Consider the following 17,084-nt stretch of genomic DNA (forward strand, 5'->3'; position numbering starts at 1 on the left):
AGCAGGCATCTGGCGCATCGCGCCAGGGGGCGTGCAGCGAGCACTGCGCACATGCGAAGGGATGGCGGCGACTGCCGCTGTCGCCCCGCTGCAGACGCGATATAGTGTTGGTCAGAGCGCCCCGCTCTGCCGTCAGGGTTGTCAGAAAGGCTTGTCAGAGAAGGGGATAGGAGTAGACTCGTCCGCTTTTTCACCGTTGCCGCGAGGGTGGGTATGCCGTTTCGTCGTTTGAGGTTGCGCCAGTTTTATACCAGGCTGGGGGCGGCGTTGCTGGCCGGCCTGCTCCCCCTGCTGCTCGGGGTATTGATCGTCTCCTGGCAGACCTTTGCCGGCATGAAGCAGGATGCCGAAGAGCGTCTGCTCCATGCCAGGGAGATGCTGGAGCGTACCCTGGATCACGCCCATCAGGCAGCGGCCATGGTGCAGGGCAGCGTGGGGCGTCCCTGCGAGGAGGTGGTGCAGGGGCTGCGGGATCAGGTGGCGACCGTGCCGGACGTGCGCACCGTCAACCTGGCCAAAGGGGAAGTGGTCTACTGTTCCTCGCTCTACGGCCCCTATCAGGGCCCCTTCAAGCTGGCCGATTATGCCAATGGCCAGCTGGATCTGATGCGGGGCAATCCGGTGACGCCGGGGCGGCCTCTGGTGGTTTATCGCCAACCGGTGGGGGAGTACAGCGTGCTGGTCGGCATCGATGGCTACTACCTGCACAACATCCTCGACATGCTCAGCCGCAACTCGCCGCTGACCCTGGTGATCGGGGCGCAGAGCATGCTGGCCGACGGCCAGATCCATGACGAGGTGCCGCCCGTGGCGCTGGGGTCGCTGGAGCAGACCTCCGGCAAGTATCCGTTTCGGGTGGTCACCGATCTCTCCCACGACGAGTACGGCAGCCATATCTGGAACTACTCTCGGGCCAGTCTCATCATCTACCCATTGCTGGGTCTGCTGGCGGGCTGTCTGGTTTACTGGCTGGCCGGCCGTTCGACTTCGCCCTCCCAGGAGCTGCGACGGGCGCTGGATCAACGGGAGTTCATCCCCTACCTGCAACCCGTGGTGACCGGTGATGACGCCCACTGGAGCGGCTGCGAGGTGCTGATGCGCTGGCAGCATCCGCGTCAGGGTCTCATCTCGCCGGACCGCTTCATTCCGCTGGCCGAAGACAGCGGCCTCATCGTGCCCATGACCCGGCTGCTGATGGAGCAGGTGCGCGAGCAGTTCGCAGGCCGAGTGCACAGCCTGCCCAGAGGGTTCCACTTCGGCTTCAACATCAGCGCCAGCCACTGCAAGGACATGAGCCTGCTGGAGGATTGCCGCGACTTCATCAACGCGTTTCGGGAGAACCCCATCAAGCTGGTGCTGGAGCTGACCGAGCGGGAGCTGATCGTGGCGGACGAGACGACCGACCGCTTGTTTGCCGAGCTGCATCAGCTGGGGGTCTTCATCGCCATCGACGACTTCGGTACCGGCCACTCCAGCCTCACCTATCTGCAGCAGTTCCAGGTGGACTTTCTCAAGATCGATCAGAGCTTTGTCGGCATGATCGGCTCCGATGCCCTCTCCAGCCACATCGTCGAGAACGTCATCGATCTGGCGACCCGGCTCGGTCTGCTGCTGGTTGCCGAAGGGGTGGAGAACGAGGTGCAGGCCGCCTATCTGCGGGCGCGTCAGGTGAACTTCCTGCAGGGCTATCTGTATGGCAGGCCGATGCCGATGAAGGAGTTTGCCGGCCTGCTGGCGCAGGGCTGAGCCAAATTTCGCGCATAAAAAACCAGCGACCGAGGTCGCTGGTTTTTTTTCACCCCGAGGCAGGTCAGAGCATGCGGGCGAGGGCGCGACACAGACGCTTGACCCCCTCTTCGATGGTGGCTTCATCCACGCAGGAGAAGCTCAGGCGCAGGGTGTTCTGGATCTCGGGGCGCACGTAGAAGGGGGCGCCCGGTACGAAGGCCACCTTCTCCTTGATCGCCTCGTCAAACAGCGCCATGGCGCTGACGCTCGAAGGCAGGGTCAGCCAGAGGAACATGCCTCCTTCCGGTCGGGTATAGCTGACGCCGGGCGGGCAGTGACGGGCCAGGGCGGCCTCCATGGCGGCACGCTGGCGGCCATAGACCTCCTTGATCTTCTCCAGATGGGCATCCAGCGAGTTGTCGATCAGGAAGCGGTGCAGCACCTGCTGGCTGAAGGCGTTGCTGTGCAGGTCGGTGGCCTGCTTGGCGATGGTCACCTTCTTGCGCAGCCAGTCCGGCACCAGCATCCAGCCGAGACGGAAGGCCGGGACGACGGTCTTGGAGAAGGAGCCGAGCAGCACGGTATTGTTCGGCGCCAGCTTGGCGATGGGGGGCAGGTGTTCGCCCTCGAAGCGCAGTTCGCCATAGGGGTCGTCTTCCACCATCAACAGCTCGTGGCTGACCAGTCGCTCGGCAAGCGCCTCGCGGTTGGCACGGTTGTAGGAGACGCCGCTCGGGTTCTGGAAGTTGGGCACGCCGTACAGCAGCTTGGCGTTGGAGCCGCCGGCCAGCAGCGCATCCAGCGCCGCCAGATCCAGCCCCTCTTCACCCAGGGTGATGGGCTTGAAGGCCGGTTGATAGACGGAGAAGGCCTGGATGGCGCCAAGATAGCCCGGCTCCTCGATGATGAGATCCTGCCCCTCGTCGATCAGCACCTTGCCCAGCAGATCCAGCGCCTGCTGGGAGCCGCTGGTGATGAGGATGTTGTCCGGATTGACCTGCATGCCGTGGCGGGCCAGATAGCGGTCGGCGATGTACTGGCGCAGCGGGGCGAAGCCCTCGGTGGCGGCATACTGCAGGGCTGCGGCGCCCTGTTCGCGCAGCACGTCCTGGCAGGCCTGGTCGATGGCCTTGACCGGGAACAGGTGCGGATTGGGCAGACCGCCGGCGAAGGAGATGATCTCCGGATTGGCGGCGACCTTGAGGATCTCGCGGATGAAGGAAGGCTCTACCTTCTCGAAGCGCTGGGCAAAAAACGGCTGCATAGGATTCTCTCTGGCATGGTGAGCGGTCGCTCCATTCGACCGCCAAGTTATCCGTTTGTATCAGATTTAAAAAATGAGGCAATGGCTGTAACAAAAATCGATAAAAAAGGGCAGGTTTGGCACCTGCCCGAATTTTATCGGTCGGGGACGGCCATGGGGCGCAAAAGCCCCGGCGTGACCCGTTACAGTCCCGGCTCCTTGAGGAAGCGGATCATCAGCTCGGTGTTGGCACCGAGCTGCTGCTGTACCCGGCCCGGGAACAGTTCGGCCATCTTGTCGAGGCGGTCATACTGGGTATGCCAGATCTTGCCCCACTGGGTTTCGCTGTCCCGATCGCAGGCACTTTTGGTGGCATCGTCGTAGCAGTCCCACAGCGCCGGATTGGTGGTCTGGGAGTAGCCGTCGTAGCCATCCGCCCCGTTGATGGTGAAGTTGGTGGCCTCCACGTAGGCGATGGGCACTCCGAGGCAGGCGAACGGCGCATGATCGGACCAGCTGCCGGTCTCCCCTTCCGGGTAGCCGCTGTAGCTGGGGTGGATGGCAAACGGGGTGGCGGTCTGCTTGGAGATGGCCAGCAGGCGATCCCGCACCTTGGGATCGAAGCTGTAGCGGCTCGGATCGGCGCAGTTGTACTCGGCCACATCGGAGTGGGCCGAGTGGACGTAGACGATGTCGCCCCCGGCGATGGTGTCGTAGTTCACCATCGCCAGCAGCCTGGCGACGGCGGCGCTGTCGAGGCTGGCGGCGTAGGCCTTGGAGCCGTTGAGGCCGTTCTCCTCGGCGCCGAAGAAGGCGAAGCGCACCGTGTAGGGCAGGGTCTGCCCCTTGAGCGCTTCGGCCACCGCCAGCAGGGCGGCGACGCCGGCACCGTTGTCGGTGGCCCCCTCGGAGCCCTTCTTGTCGCCGGTGCTGTCATAGTGGGCACCGATCAGGATCACCTTGTCGCTGCTGCCCTTGAGCTCGGCGACCAGGTTCTGGGAGGTCTTGCTGGCCCCGCTCTTGGTGTAGGTGAAGGGCTGGTTCTGCACCTCGTAGCCCCAGCCGGCCAGGTGGTCCTGGATCCAGGCGGCGGCGCGGGTCTCGGCCTCGCTGCCGGTGGGTCTGGCGCCGATCCCCTCGGCGGTCGAACTCAGCTGCACCAGGTATTCATAGGCCTGCTCGGCGGCGGAGGGGGCCTGTGAATCGTTGCTGGAGGTGTTGCACCCGGCCAGCAGGGCTGTGATGGCAAACGCCAATGCTGTGTGTTTCATACTGCAATCCTTTGTTGTGTATGGTTTTATTTGCGCAGGTCAGCATGCACCCGGCGCCTGGCAGATTCTGTGAAGGGGGTGGCATTTGTCAATCGCGGTGGCGGAATTGGTCTGTGGCGGGGGATTTGTTGCGCGAAACACTTGCGCCCTGAGCCTATCTTGGGATAATTCGCTACCCTGTTTCGCCGAGCGATGAAATGACGAACAATTTCGCGTCTCGTCGGCGAGGTGGAACGATGAAACAACGAGCAATTCATCTCGGTCGTCTGTGACCAGCACGACGAGATAACGAGCAATCCATTTATGTGGTCTGTGACCCAGACCGATGCAATAACGAGCAATTTGATTATGCCAGTGACCCAAGATGTGTTTAACGAAGACGGCAAGTTCATGCGCAAGATCCGCAGCTTTGTCCGTCGCGAAGGCCGCCTGACCAAAGGGCAGGAGAAGGCCCTGGAAGAGCTCTGGCCGGTCATGGGTATCGATTTCGCACCGGAGCCGCTCGATCTGGTTGCCCTGTTTGGCCGCGAGGCCCCGGTGGTGCTGGAAATCGGCTTCGGCATGGGCGCCTCCCTGGTGGAGATGGCCAAGAATGCCCCCGAGAAGAACTTCATCGGCATCGAAGTGCACTCGCCGGGTGTCGGTGCCTGCCTCGGTACCGCCCAGGAGGCGGGAGTCACCAACCTGCGTGTCATCTGCCACGACGCGGTCGAGGTGCTGGAGCACATGATCCCGAACGGCTCGCTCGCCTGCCTGCAGCTGTTCTTCCCGGATCCCTGGCACAAGAGCCGTCACCACAAGCGCCGCATCGTGCAGCCGGCCTTTGCCCAGGACATTCGCCAGAAGCTGGCCATCGGTGGCGTGTTCCACATGGCCACCGACTGGGAGAACTACGCCGAGCACATGCTGGAAGTGATGAGTGCCGCCGAGGGGTATGAGAACACCTCTGCCACCGGCAACTGGGTGCCGCGTCCCGACTGGCGCCCGCTGACCAAATTCGAACAACGTGGCCACCGTCTCGGCCACGGGGTGTGGGATCTGATTTTCAAACGTGTCAACTAACTGAAGGAGCTATCATGGCCAATCGTAGCCGCCGCCTGCGCAAGAAACTGCGCGTCGATGAATTCCAGGAAATGGGCTTCGACATCAGTTTCAACTTCCCGGTCGGTACCGCCGAAGAGACCATCGATGCGGTAGTCGACGCGATGATCGATGAAGTGATCGAACCCCGCAAGCTGGCTTTCGCCGGCTCCGGCCACCTGGCCTGGGAAGGGATGATCTGCACCCAGCAGCTGGGCAAATGCAGCGAAGAAGACCGCGCCGCCGTCAAAGCCTGGCTGGAAGGCAAGGGGATGGAAGCCGTGGTGGTCACCGAGCTGTTCGACCTCTGGTACGGTGAACCGGCCTGATGACAGGCTGGCTGTGGCAGGCGCCCCGGTGTCGACAGCCTGCTACAGCAGATAGACAAGTCCCGCCGCTGGCGGGATTTTTGTCGGTGGTTATGGGATCGCCACGTTAGTTATGGAATCGCTTATGGTGTTGTCATCCGAATTACTGGCCAGCATCCTGGATGAGGTGCGCCCGCTGCTCGGACAGGGCAAGGTGGCCGACTACATTCCGGCGCTGGCCCAGGTGCCGGCCGATCGGCTCGGGATCGCCGTCTGTACCGTGGAAGGGGAGCTGTTCACCGCCGGTGATGCCAGTGAGCCCTTCTCCATCCAGAGTATCTCCAAGGCCCTCAGCCTGACGCTGGCGCTCACCCTCTATCAGGAGGAGGAGATCTGGGCCCGGGTCGGCAAGGAGCCCTCCGGCCAGCCCTTCAACTCCCTGGTGCAGCTGGAATTCGAGCAGGGCATTCCCCGCAACCCCTTCATCAATGCCGGCGCCCTGGTGGTGAGCGATCTGCTGGAGACCCGGCTCACCGCGCCGCGTCAGCGTACCCTGGAGCTGGTGCGCCGCCTCTCTGGCAACCCGGCCATCATGGCGGATCAAGTGGTGGCCCGCTCCGAATATCAGCACTCTGCCCGCAACGCGGCCATCGCCTATCTGATGAAGGCGTATGGCAATTTCGAGAACGAAGTGGACAAGGTGCTGCAGAGCTACTTCAATGCCTGTGCGATCCGCATGAGTTGCGTCGATCTGGCGCGGGCATTCATCTATCTGGCCAATCGCGGGGTGCCGCTGGGCGCGACGACCCCCTTGCTGCCGGCCCGCACCACCAAACAGGTCAACGCCCTGCTCGCCACCTGCGGCCTCTATGACGAGGCGGGGGATTTTGCCTATCGGGTCGGCATGCCGGGCAAATCCGGGGTCGGTGGCGGCATCATCGCCCTGATCCCGGGGGAATTGTGCGTCTGTGTCTGGTCGCCCGAGCTCAACAAGGCGGGCAACTCGCTGGCGGGCACGGCGGCGCTGGAACTGCTGGCCGAGCGTCTGGGCCGCTCCATTTTTTAACCTTGTCACTCTGAATCGAGAGATCACCATGAAACGAATAATGAGCTTGTTACGGGCCACCCTGGCAACCTTGCTGCTCTGGCATGCCCTGCCGACCCTGGCTGCCGAACTGCCACCGCTTTCGCTGGCGGATGCCAACGCCAAGCAGGCGGTCATTCTGGATACCCGCGCCAGCTACTTCTACCAAGGCTGGCCGATGGAGGGCGAGCAGCAGGGCGGCCACGTGGTCGGCGCCGAGAACCTCTCCGCCGAGTGGAAGTACAGCGATGAAGAGTGGCCGGCGGCGCTGGCGACCAAGGGGCTGAAGGTCGATCGGCCGGTGGCGCTCTACGGTGCCCCGCGCGAGGTGGCCGAAGTGGCTCGCCTGCTGCGCCAGCAGGGCATCAAGCAGCTGTTCGAATTGCAGGGCTGGAAAACCGCGCCGCGCGAGCATCTGGCCCGCTGGCAGCAGCTGGTCTACCCGCGCTGGCTGGCCGACCTGCAGGAGGGCAAGCCGGTGGTGGCTGCGCCCAAGGGCGACTGGAAGCTGTTCGAGGTGGCGTGGGGTTCACCCAAGGCTTATCTGCTGAGCCACATCCCGGGGGCCGGCTACATCGACACCAACCGGCTGGAAGAGGAGCCGCTGTGGAACAAGGTCTCTGACGAGGCGCTCAAGGCGCTGCTGCTGGAAAACGGCATCCGCCACGACACCACCGTCATCCTCTACGGCCGCAACACCATGGCGGCGGCCCGTGCGGCCCACCTGATGATGTATGCCGGCGTGCAGGACGTGCGGCTGCTGGACGGCGGCCTGGATGCCTGGTTCGTGCAGCATCTGCGCACCGAGACCGGGCTGGCCAACAAGTTCACCCCGGCCAAGGAGTTCGGCGTCGCCATCCCGGCCCATCCCGAGTACTACACCACCCTGAGCCAGGCCAAGGAGCTGCTCAAGCAGCCCGACGGCGCTCTGGTCAGCGTGCGCACCTGGGACGAGTTCGTCGGCAACACCTCCGGCTACAGCTACATCAAGCCGAAGGGCGACATTCCCGGCGCCAAGTGGGGTCGTGGTGGTGTCGATGCCAACAGCATGAGCGACTTCCACAACCCGGACGGCACCATGAAGCCGGCCCGTGAGATCCTCGCCATGTGGGACGAGTGGAACATAGAGCCGACCCAGCAGGCTGCCTTCTACTGCGGTACCGGCTGGCGCGCCTCCGAGGCGTTCTTCTACGCCTGGCTGATGGACTGGAAGCGGATCAGCGTCTACGACGGCGGCTGGTACGAGTGGAGTTCCGATCCCAAGAACCCCATCGTGACTGGCGAGCGCAAGCCCGCCAAGTAATCAACGACGATGACAGAACAGGCCGGACCCATGTCCGGCCTTTTTGTACCCGCTCGGGCCTGCGCCAGCCGGACACTACACTTTGCGAGTGACAATCAGGTCGATGCAAGGAGTGACTGATGAGACGGATATGGCTAGGCCTGCTGGTGGCAGGCGTGCTGGGACAGGGGGCGATGGCCGCCGAGCGGGATCGCTATCTGGTGCAGCTGAAACCGGGGGTTGAGGCGGCAGTGTTGGCCCAGAGCAAGGGAATGGGGGGCGAGCTTGCCCTGGCGCTGCCCGAGCAGCACGCGCTGGCGCTCTGGTTGCCGGCGGCGGCAGCCACGGCGCTGGCGCACAATCCCAACGTGCTCTGGGTGGAGCCGGACGCCAAACGCTATGCCAGTGCCGAGACCCTGCCCTACGGCATTCCCATGGTGCAGGCGCCGCAGCTGAGCGATGCGGCCGCCGGAGAGGTACTGGTGTGCATCATTGACTCTGGCTACAGCGGTGGCCACCCGGACCTGCCCCACGGGGCCCAGGTGCAGGGCAGCAACGATGCCGGCACCGGCAGCTGGAGCAGCGACGAGAACGGCCACGGCACCCACGTGGCAGGCACCATCGCCGCCGTGGGCGGCAACGATTTGGGGGTCGTCGGGGTGTTGCCGAACCAGAGCGTGCCGTTGCAGATCGTCAAGGTGTTCGGGGCCAACGGCTGGGCCTACTCCTCCAACCTGGTGGGGGCGCTCAATGCCTGCAAGCAGGGGATGAGCAACCGGGGATTCACCCGCATGGTCATCAACATGAGTCTGGGGGGCAGTGTACCCAGCAAGACCGAGGAGCAGGCGTTCAACCAGGCCTATGGCCAGAACGTGCTGAGCGTGGCGGCGGCGGGCAATGCAGGCAACACCAGCAAGTCCTATCCCGCCTCCTACAGCAGTGTGGTGAGCGTGGCCGCCATCGATGCCAACAAGCAGCTGGCCTATTTCTCCCAGCGCAACGATCAGGTGGAGCTGGCGGCCCCCGGTGTCTCCGTGCTCTCCACCGTGCCGACCGGCTATGCCTACTACAGCGGTACCTCGATGGCGACGCCGCACGTGGTTGGGGTGGCGGCGCTGGTCTGGTCACAGCGGCTGGAGTGCAGCAACGATCAGCTGCGCCAGACCCTGCGCAGCAGTGCCCAGGATCTGGGGGCGCTGGGGCGTGACAACAGCTATGGCTACGGCCTGGTGCAGGCGAAGGCGGCGGCAGACCGAATGGCGCTCGGCTGTGGGCCGGGAACCGGTGGCAGTGGCAAGCCGGGTGGGCGCAAGTAGCTGATTGTTGACGTTGATCCCGTTGTGGCAATGGCGGCAAACGGGCTCATCTGGTTGAACTAGGCTTCAGACACCACCCTCGTGGTGAGGGTGAAGCGGGAGGCAAAACAGGCGATGAAGCAACTGATGATGATCCTGGTGTGTGCCCTGGCACTGGTGGCGTGCAGCTCCCAGTACATCATGAGCACCAAGGATGGCAAGATGATCACCACCGACAGCAAACCCAAGCTGGACGAGAGCACCGGCATGTACCGCTATTACGATACCGAAGGGCGGGAGGTGATGATCAAGAAGGATGACGTCGCCCAGATCATGGAGCGTTGAGGCTCTCCTCAAGCAACAAGGGCTGCCCGCGGGCAGCCCTTGTCATTTTCGGCCCTCACACCGTCTGGGGCACCTGGCGGTTTACCTGACCCACGAACAGCTGGTGGAAGCGGGAGTGGGAGTTGGCCAGTAGGCTCACCGGCGAGCCCTGTTCCACCACGGTGCCGGCCTCCATCACCACCACCCGGTCCACCGACAGCAGCGGCTCCAGATGGTGGGCGATCACCAGATAGCTGGCCTCGGGCCGGTAGCGATAGAGCAGCTCCGCCATCTTGCGCATGCCGATGTGATCGAGATCCGAGGTGGCCTCGTCCAGCACGATGAGCGGGCGGCGCGACAGCAGGATGCGGGCGATCACCAGCAGCTGGGTCTCGCCGGCGGAGAGCTGCAGCTTGTCGAGCTCCTCGTCCAGCCGACCGGCGCAGCGCTCGGCCAGCCCGACCCGGGCCAGCGCCTGCTCCAGTGCGGCATCGTCGTGCTCGGTCAGGGGAGCCAGATTGGCACGCAGGGTACCGAAGAAGGTGAGGGGGATCTGGGAGACGGTGTCGTAGAGATCGCGCACTGCCTCCGGTGCCAGCCGGGACAGCGGCTGCTCGCCGTAGTAGATCTCCCCCTGGGAGGCAGGGTACATGGCCTGCAGCACCCCCAGCAGCGAGCTCTTGCCGGCGCCGGTGCGGCCGCACACGCCGACCTTCTCGCCGGGGGCCAGCTCGAAGTTGACCTTGTGCAGCGCCCACTGGCTGGCCTGCGGATAGCGCAGCCCCAGGTTGTCGAAACGCACCGCAGGGTGAGGGGTGGCGAGGGCCTCCCCCTCCTGACGCTCGCTCTCTATTTCGCTGTATTCGCGCACCCGCTCCACCGCGTTCATCACCTGCTCCACCTCGGCGAAGGTGCGGATGAGGGAGTTGAGCATGGCGGAGGCGGTAAAGGCATAGGTGATGGCCACGGCCCCCAGCAGCGAGCTGTTGCCAAAGGCCACCATCAGCGCCACGGCGCCCACCAGGGCGGCGGAGAGCAGGGTCTGGTGCATGCCGAGCCAGCGGTTGATGGAGGTGGTGGTGTACCAGCTGCGCAGGTTGTTGTCATAGTGCAGCAGCACCTGATCCAGCGCGAAACGCTCGGCCCCGGCCAGGCGCAGGGCGGGGGCGCCGCGGATGGTCTCGCTGATGCTGATGTAGAGCGGCGAGCGCAGCACCGACGCCTGTCGCCGCAGCTTGAGCTGCACCGCCCGGTAGCGGCGCTGCAGCACGTAGAGGGCCCAGCCTACCAGGGGGGCGATGAGCAGCAACAGCGGCATGTTGACGCCGATCACCACCACCTGCAGCGCCACCGACACCAGCATGCCGAACAGCCCCATCAGCATCGACAGCAGGATCTCCTGGGCTTCCCCCAGATCCCGATCGAAGCGGTTGAGGATGCGCCCCTGCGGCACCTTGTCGAAGAAGGCCATGGGGGCGCGGCTGATGCGCCCCAGCATGCCGTCGAACAGGGTCCAGGCCAGCTTGAGGCCGAGTTTGTAGTTGATGACCCGCACCACCATGATGCAGGTGAGAGAGCCCGCCCCCAGCAGCACATAGATGCCGAGCAGCTCGCTCACCCCGGTCACCCCGGCCTTGCCGCCGAGCCAGAGATCCGAGGCGATGCGCAGCCCCTCCTGGCCCAGAGTGAGCAGCAGGGCGAGCAGGATGGCGCCGGGGGCGGCCAGGCGCTGCCACATGAAGCCGAACAGCCCCCAGTCCACCTTGCCCTCCACCACCTTCTCCTCGCTGAACTGCTCCGCCTCCTGAGGCGGCACCGGCGGGGTGGGGCGGGGATGCTGGATGAGGTCCGCCAGCTGGTGGGCATCGAGCTCCACCAGTCGGCCCTGCTCGATGCGGATCACCCGATCGCAGTGGGCCAGCACGTCCGGGTCGTGGCTCACCAGCAGCCGGGTCGGCCCCGGCTTGAAGGCGAGCCCCTGCTCCAGCACCTGGGCCGAGACGATGGGGTCGAGCGCCGAGAGCGGGTTGTCCAGCAGCAGGATGTCGGCCTGGGCGTAGAGGGCGCGGGCCAGCGCGACCCGCTGTTGCTGGCCGCCGGAGAGGCGGGTGCCGAGCTCGCCTACCAGGGTCTGGTCGCCGTGGCTGAGCAGGGTGAGGTCGGCACCCAGCGCACAGGCTCCCAATACCCAGCGATAGCGTTCGCCATGCCAGGGCTGGCCGAACAGGATGTTGTTGCGGATGGTGTCGTTCATCAGCCAGGGCTTGTGGCCCAGATGGGCGACCCGGCCGTGGCGACGGATGCTGCCCTCGAAGCCGTTGTCGAAACCGGCGATGAGGTGCAGCAGGCAGCTCTTGCCCGCACCGGTGGCACCGGTGATCCCCACCAGTTCCCCCGGCTCGATGTGCAGACTGATCCCCTCCAGCACCGGCTTTTGCTGGTGCAGGGCGGTGACGTTGTCGAGCCGCAGGCCGCCCACCGGCAAGCTGGGGTCGGTGAGATCCCGGTGCTGCTCGGGGCTGTTGAGGAACTCGCACAGCCGGTTGAAGCCGGTGTTGAAGTTGATCAGGGTGCGGATGAGGTAGGGCAGCCGCATCATGGGGATGCGCAGCACGGTAAACAGGGCGATGGTGGTGAACACCTGGGGCAGGGTGAGCTCTCTGCCCGAGACCAGATAGGTGGTGAAGGTGGCCAGGGTCACCAGCAGCGGGGTGCTCAGCATCAGGCTTTCGTTGATGGCATCGAGCCTGAGCACCCGCCCCAGCACCCCCAGCTCCTGCTGGCGCTTGTGGCCGGCGGCCCGGGTGAAGAAGGCGCCGAGCCCGTTCTGGCGCACCAGCCGCAGCTTCTTGATGTACTCCGCCAGGATGCCATTGCGCTCGTCCTGCTGACGCTTGAGCTGTTGCTCCTGCTGGTTCATGCGTCGCACCACCCGGGTGGAGATGAGCAGCAGCAGGGTGAGCACGGCGAAGCCGACCAGCCCGGCGCTGCCCACCTGCCACACCAGCAGGGCGATGGTGCCGAGCAGCTGCAGCAGCATGGTGAGCGGCATGGCGGGGTCGGCCAGGATCCAAGTGATGTCCCACACATCCCGGTTGATGAGGTTCTGCACCCGGCCACCGGCCCGGTCGTCGAAGCTCTTGCCACCCAGCTTCATCACCTTGGCGAGCAGGGACTCGGCCAGCAGGCGGCGGATGGGCACGTGCATCTTGAGCGCCAGTTGCAGCGAGTGCTCCGCCAGCATGCCGGAGGCGAGCACCGAGGCAAACAGGGCGAACGCCAGCAGCAATTTCTGCTCGGTGGGGGCGCCGGCACCGAGCTGGGTCATGCTGTGGTTGAGCAGCCAGGGGCTGGCCAGGGTCGCCAGCATGCCGAGCATTTGCAGCAGGGTGAGCAGGCCAATGCGCCCGCGATAATGGCGCCAGATGAAGGCGGTGATGGGCCAGGGGCGCACCGGCTGGGCGGCGGTGAGTGCGAGGAAGGCGTCGGCGCGGCCATCGCGCCTGTCTTCCGGCAGCAGGGGATAGAGATCGTCGAGGTTGACCTGGGGCTCGCTTAGCCCCTTGCGCTGCAGCGGGCCGGTCCAGTGATAGAAGAGGCGGCTCAGCCAGCCGGCCGAGATTTCCGGATGATCCAATGGGTGTCCTTATTATTTTGTGCTGCTTCCAGAGGGGCGGGGCGACTCATGGGTCGCCCTCGATATTGTCGTCTTGCTGCGGGCGCGAGCCCGGCGGGATCAGCGATCCCGATTCATGCGGATGAGCCGGTCTAGGATCTGCTCACCATCGACCCGCAGGCCGTTGTGTTCGTATTCGTTGGTGATCCAGGCGCGGCTGTTGCCAAGCCCCTTGAGGGTGTCGCGGCTGTAGTCGAACTCCACGTACATGTCCTCGGCATAGACGGCGCAGGCCACCGGCACGGTGTTGCGGGCCAGCTGCGCCGGGTCGTAGAGGGGGCCCCAGTCCGCTTTCTGGGCCAGCAGGTGAGCGGCCTCCTTCAGCGGGATGAGCTCGCGGAATTGCTCGAACATCCAGGGGAAGATCATCTCGCCGGTGAAGGCGAAGTCCTTGCCCGGTGCCCAGGCCAGGGCCGGGTATTCGCTTCTCACCCGCTCGGCCGCCCAGTTGCTGGCGCTCCCCTCGCAATAGATGGACTCGTGCAGGATGGCGAACACCGGGTTGGTGTTGAACGGCTGCATGGCCTGCACTTGGTAGAGGAAGGCGGGGTTGAGCCGCTCGCCGATGAAGGCGTCTTCCAGCAGGTAGTAGAGCTCCTCGAAGGCGCCGCTGGCACCCAGATCCAGCCCCTGCTGCTGCAACTGTTCCACCGTCAGGCGCTGGCCGTTGGGCAGGCGTACCTCATGGCTGTGCAGGTGGTTGGCCAGCCGGTTGGCGATGGCCTGGGCGTGGGGGAAGCGCGCGAAGAAGGCGCGGTTCTTGTCGGCCACCCGCTGGTAGGTGGCGCGGTAGACCTCGTCGGCACGGCGGCCGATGGGGGCCACCCCGCCGGTGAGGTAGACCTCGTGCAGACTGTCCGGGAACAGGGAGAGGTAGGTGAGGCTGCAAAAGCCGCCGAAGCTCTGGCCGAGCAGGCTCCAGGGGCGCCCCGGGCTCAGCACTTCGCGAATGTACTCGGCGTCGCGCACTATGCTGTCGGCGCGAAACTGGCTGAGGTACTTCGCCTGCTGTGGGGCAGTGAGCTGGGCCAGCGCCTCGGCGCTGATGGGGCTGGAGTGGCCGGTGCCGCGCTGATCGAGCAGCAGCACCCGAAACTCCTGCAGGGCCCGCTTGATCCAGCCGCTGTCGGCGGTCGGCCGCGGGGCACCAAAGCCGGGCCCACCCTGCAGGAACAGCAGCCAGGGCAGATCGTCGTGCAGCCGGTCCTGGCGACAGAGGGTGCGGCCGAACAGGGTGAGGGTCTCCTCGTCATCCGGTCGCTGGTGGTCGAGGGGCACGGTGAAGAAGCGGGGCTCGCAATGGATGCCATCCAGCACGTAACGCAACGGGCTGCTCATCTGGGGTCTCCCTGAGGGTAGGAAAATCGTCGGCCTCATCATAGCCCCGGCGTGGGAACGGGTCACGCCGGTTTTCCAAATTGTTAACATTGTCACGAAGGGAAAACGGGCGGTGGCAGCGTGATGAATTTATTGTCGGCAAGGGAGTTGACGGCGCCGGGCGGCTGCACAAAGATGGCTCGCCTGCCGACGGGGCAGGGGTCGTAACAGGACGAGGTGGGCTTGATGAAGCCTAAGTGGATACGATTTCGCAAAAAAGAGAAACGGGTAAACCCGGAGGGTGTGCTGCAGACAGGATTGCTGCTGTTCAGTGCCACCTGCGGAGCGACCCTGCTGCTGGCAACCTGCAACGGCAGCTGACCGAAATGAAAAAAGCCCGCTCGATGAGCGGGCTTTTCAAATTTGGCTCCTCCTACTGGACTTGAACCAGTGACATACGGATTAACAGTCCGCCGTTCTACCGACTGAACTAAGGAGGAATTGTGGTGCCCAGAGACGGAATCGAACCGCCGACACGGGGATTTTCAATCCCCTGCTCTACCGACTGAGCTATCTGGGCAACGGCGCGCATTAAACCCTTTCTGGACTGGGGTGTCAACCTTGCTGCCCCAGTTTCTGGCATGTTTTTGCATAGGGTGAACCAAGTGGCGAGATAGTGAGCAAGGAACCCCTGAGTCCACACCGGGATCCGGTTGTCGGTATGTTCTTCTATCGAGGTTTTTTCCCTTTATGGAATTACCTTTTCGCTCTCTCACCCACCCCGAGCCCCCAACAAATGAGCCCATTTTTTGGCAAAAAACTGATGAACTAATGTGCATGTTTTTTGTGCGCTGAAAAGTTACCAGAAATTGACCAGACAGGGTTTGCTGTGTCGCTGCCTCTGTACCTCCGGTCGTCAGCTCCTCAGCGTCCCTGTGAAGAAGAGAAATGATGGTGTTTCGGCGGGGGAACTCAAATTTATTGTGATGGGCATCACAAAAATGGATCTTGGTTACACCCCCAAAAGGGACTCAATCGAATGGATTTTTCGGATTGGCAAATTACGATCACCCCAACAAATCAGGGGTGTTTGTCACGAGATTCAGAAAGTCGGTCTCCAGAGCGGGATCTGATATTTGCCTCTGAATCGTCCTCTCTAGGCGGCATCCAGAGTCTTCAAACATAAAAAAGGCATTAAATATCAATGCGGTGACTGCTTTTTGTACAGTTGTTCTTTGGCTATGAAAATGCAAAATGCCCATAACCGTCAATCCCGGCGGTTATGGTTAGAGAGGTAGTTGTGAGCAGCGAAGTGTCAACGCCAACTGCTAAAAGCAGGCTGGGGTCGTGTGGAGAACACGTCTCCAAACAAAAAGAGGTGAAAGACGAGTACGTCCCTTGGCTCGCATGGGTCACATATACATCTGGTGCCAGGGTCGGCTACTTCAATGTGCACAGAAACAATCAGCGTTATCGGTTTAAGATCGCGAGCACCAGTGAGGCTAGCCTCAAAGTGACACGCGATAAAGCACGTAAACTGATGGCGGAGCTCATCACAGATCCTGATGGATTCAAGCAAGCCTATCGCGCTAGTTTATCGGTAGAGCGCTTCATTTATGATGATTACCTACCCGCAGTGCAGGAAACTCATCGTTCTATCAGGACTATAAAGTCCCGTATAAAGCCAATCGTAGCAGCTTTAGGGCACAAGCCATTGAACCGTGTCATTCGTGATGACATCGAGCGCTTTCAAGTGGAGCAAGCTAAAACCAAATCTGTTGCTACGGTGAATCGCTACCTAGCACAGATCAAGGCTATTGCGACCTTCGCGGTGGAGCGCGGCATACTCAAATCGTCTCCCGCAGCAGGTATTCCCGCCAAATACGAGCCTGTCCTGCCTCCCAAAGGCTTACCCGATGAGGCAGTCAATAAGCTGGTCGCTCGCTTGATGGAAGACATTGACGAGGAAAAGGCTCGTCTGTTGCTGTTCCTGTTCGCAACGGGCTCCCGGATGGGAGAAGCCAGAGCTCTAAAGCTGCAAGATTGCGATCTCAATCGACAAATAGCGTACCTACCTACCAGTAAGTCTGGTCGGGAAAGGCTAATACCGCTTAATCAATTCGCTCTGGAGTTAATTCGACTTCAACTTCAGCGCCATGGCACGACAGGTCTGCTGTTTCGAGGCCAGGACGGTGTCTCTCCCATTTCAGAACCACGTCGGTATTGGTACCGAGTCTGCAATGATTGTGGGCTATCAGAGGTACGCATCCACGATGCCCGTCATACCGTCGCTACTTCACTGCTGAACAAGGGCTGTTCGCTCGATGTATTGCAGAAAGTCCTAGGCCACAGCTCTCCTCGGATGACTGAAAGGTACGCACGTTATCATGATAAGACGCTGGTCAAGGCCGTAAACGAATTACACACCTTATGGGACCTCCCCAATCTCACCTGCTAACCAACTTTAGGAGATGGG

General features: G+C 63.0%; 13 protein-coding genes and 2 tRNA genes. 9 read left to right on the forward strand and 6 right to left on the reverse strand.

The features are described from left to right. Window positions 1–213: 213 nt before the first annotated feature. A complete protein-coding gene (locus ACPW75_RS01380; RefSeq protein ID WP_011707234.1) occupies window positions 214–1,746 on the forward strand; it encodes an EAL domain-containing protein in 1,533 nt (510 codons plus the stop codon). A gap of 64 nt (window positions 1,747–1,810) precedes the next feature. Here the strand turns inward: ACPW75_RS01380 and ACPW75_RS01385 are convergent, their stop codons facing one another. Beyond that, complete coding sequence (locus ACPW75_RS01385) at window positions 1,811–2,992, reverse strand: PLP-dependent aminotransferase family protein (protein WP_077097734.1); 1,182 nt, start codon at window positions 2,990–2,992, stop codon at window positions 1,811–1,813. Window positions 2,993–3,174: 182 nt separating this feature from the next. Continuing rightward, window positions 3,175–4,242: a M28 family metallopeptidase gene (locus ACPW75_RS01390; RefSeq protein ID WP_041217807.1), complete on the reverse strand. Its 1,068-nt coding sequence runs from the start codon at window positions 4,240–4,242 to the stop codon at window positions 3,175–3,177. A 348-nt stretch (window positions 4,243–4,590) separates the two neighbouring features. On the opposite strand from ACPW75_RS01390, the gene trmB reads away from it, so the two are divergent. The 6 genes from trmB to ACPW75_RS01420 all read left to right on the forward strand — a co-directional run bounded on the left by trmB (window position 4,591) and on the right by ACPW75_RS01420 (window position 9,636). Further along, a complete protein-coding gene (gene trmB, locus ACPW75_RS01395; RefSeq protein WP_017410916.1) occupies window positions 4,591–5,304 on the forward strand; it encodes a tRNA (guanosine(46)-N7)-methyltransferase TrmB in 714 nt (237 codons plus the stop codon). Between the two features lie 14 nt (window positions 5,305–5,318). After that, window positions 5,319–5,651, forward strand: coding sequence for a YggL family protein (locus ACPW75_RS01400; RefSeq protein ID WP_011707230.1), 333 nt, complete (start codon window positions 5,319–5,321; stop codon window positions 5,649–5,651). A gap of 124 nt (window positions 5,652–5,775) precedes the next feature. Then, window positions 5,776–6,696: a glutaminase B gene (gene glsB / locus ACPW75_RS01405; protein ID WP_029299132.1), complete on the forward strand. Its 921-nt coding sequence runs from the start codon at window positions 5,776–5,778 to the stop codon at window positions 6,694–6,696. A gap of 28 nt (window positions 6,697–6,724) precedes the next feature. After that, entirely contained in the window at window positions 6,725–8,017 is a 1,293-nt protein-coding gene (locus ACPW75_RS01410; RefSeq protein WP_077097738.1) for a sulfurtransferase, read from the forward strand. A gap of 119 nt (window positions 8,018–8,136) precedes the next feature. Further along, window positions 8,137–9,312 carry a S8 family peptidase gene (locus tag ACPW75_RS01415; protein ID WP_077097739.1) on the forward strand — a complete coding sequence of 392 codons (1,176 nt, stop codon included), beginning with the start codon at window positions 8,137–8,139 and terminating at the stop codon, window positions 9,310–9,312. 114 nt (window positions 9,313–9,426) lie between these two features. After that, on the forward strand, window positions 9,427–9,636 hold the full coding sequence (locus ACPW75_RS01420) for a YgdI/YgdR family lipoprotein (RefSeq protein ID WP_081398612.1): 210 nt from the start codon (window positions 9,427–9,429) through the stop codon (window positions 9,634–9,636). 55 nt (window positions 9,637–9,691) lie between these two features. On the opposite strand, the gene ACPW75_RS01425 is transcribed toward ACPW75_RS01420, so the two are convergent. Both ACPW75_RS01425 and ACPW75_RS01430 read right to left on the reverse strand, forming a co-directional pair. Further along, complete coding sequence (locus tag ACPW75_RS01425) at window positions 9,692–13,252, reverse strand: ATP-binding cassette domain-containing protein (RefSeq protein WP_044800692.1); 3,561 nt, start codon at window positions 13,250–13,252, stop codon at window positions 9,692–9,694. 99 nt (window positions 13,253–13,351) lie between these two features. Continuing rightward, window positions 13,352–14,629, reverse strand: a complete 1,278-nt coding sequence (locus ACPW75_RS01430) for an alpha/beta hydrolase (RefSeq protein ID WP_077097743.1) — start codon at window positions 14,627–14,629, stop codon at window positions 13,352–13,354. A gap of 225 nt (window positions 14,630–14,854) precedes the next feature. On the opposite strand from ACPW75_RS01430, the gene ACPW75_RS01435 reads away from it, so the two are divergent. After that, window positions 14,855–14,989 carry a hypothetical protein gene (locus tag ACPW75_RS01435; protein ID WP_011707223.1) on the forward strand — a complete coding sequence of 45 codons (135 nt, stop codon included), beginning with the start codon at window positions 14,855–14,857 and terminating at the stop codon, window positions 14,987–14,989. Between the two features lie 43 nt (window positions 14,990–15,032). Here the strand turns inward: ACPW75_RS01435 and ACPW75_RS01440 are convergent. Next, a tRNA-Asn gene (locus ACPW75_RS01440) sits at window positions 15,033–15,108 on the reverse strand. A 4-nt stretch (window positions 15,109–15,112) separates the two neighbouring features. After that, a tRNA-Phe gene (locus tag ACPW75_RS01445) sits at window positions 15,113–15,188 on the reverse strand. Window positions 15,189–15,908: 720 nt separating this feature from the next. On the opposite strand from ACPW75_RS01445, the gene ACPW75_RS01450 reads away from it, so the two are divergent. Then, window positions 15,909–17,066: a tyrosine-type recombinase/integrase gene (locus tag ACPW75_RS01450; protein WP_160171061.1), complete on the forward strand. Its 1,158-nt coding sequence runs from the start codon at window positions 15,909–15,911 to the stop codon at window positions 17,064–17,066. The last annotated feature ends 18 nt before the right edge of the window (window positions 17,067–17,084 follow it).

The organism is Aeromonas sp. FL131 (genome assembly GCF_049860615.1).
GTDB classification, from domain to species: Bacteria; Pseudomonadota; Gammaproteobacteria; order Enterobacterales; family Aeromonadaceae; genus Aeromonas; species Aeromonas hydrophila.

Bases quoted from the DNA above. Each gene is read 5' to 3' on its own strand.
- ACPW75_RS01430 (WP_077097743.1), bottom strand. From the start codon at position 14,629: ATGAGCAGCCCGTTGCGTTACGTGCTGGATGGCATCCATTGCGAGCCC.
- ACPW75_RS01385 (WP_077097734.1), bottom strand. From the start codon at position 2,992: ATGCAGCCGTTTTTTGCCCAGCGCTTCGAGAAGGTAGAGCCTTCCTTC.
- glsB (WP_029299132.1), top strand. From the start codon at position 5,776: ATGGTGTTGTCATCCGAATTACTGGCCAGCATCCTGGATGAGGTGCGC.
- ACPW75_RS01420 (WP_081398612.1), top strand. From the start codon at position 9,427: ATGAAGCAACTGATGATGATCCTGGTGTGTGCCCTGGCACTGGTGGCG.
- ACPW75_RS01380 (WP_011707234.1), top strand. From the start codon at position 214: ATGCCGTTTCGTCGTTTGAGGTTGCGCCAGTTTTATACCAGGCTGGGG.
- ACPW75_RS01415 (WP_077097739.1), top strand. From the start codon at position 8,137: ATGAGACGGATATGGCTAGGCCTGCTGGTGGCAGGCGTGCTGGGACAG.
- ACPW75_RS01410 (WP_077097738.1), top strand. From the start codon at position 6,725: ATGAAACGAATAATGAGCTTGTTACGGGCCACCCTGGCAACCTTGCTG.
- trmB (WP_017410916.1), top strand. From the start codon at position 4,591: ATGCCAGTGACCCAAGATGTGTTTAACGAAGACGGCAAGTTCATGCGC.
- ACPW75_RS01390 (WP_041217807.1), bottom strand. From the start codon at position 4,242: ATGAAACACACAGCATTGGCGTTTGCCATCACAGCCCTGCTGGCCGGG.
- ACPW75_RS01400 (WP_011707230.1), top strand. From the start codon at position 5,319: ATGGCCAATCGTAGCCGCCGCCTGCGCAAGAAACTGCGCGTCGATGAA.
- ACPW75_RS01435 (WP_011707223.1), top strand. From the start codon at position 14,855: ATGAAGCCTAAGTGGATACGATTTCGCAAAAAAGAGAAACGGGTAAAC.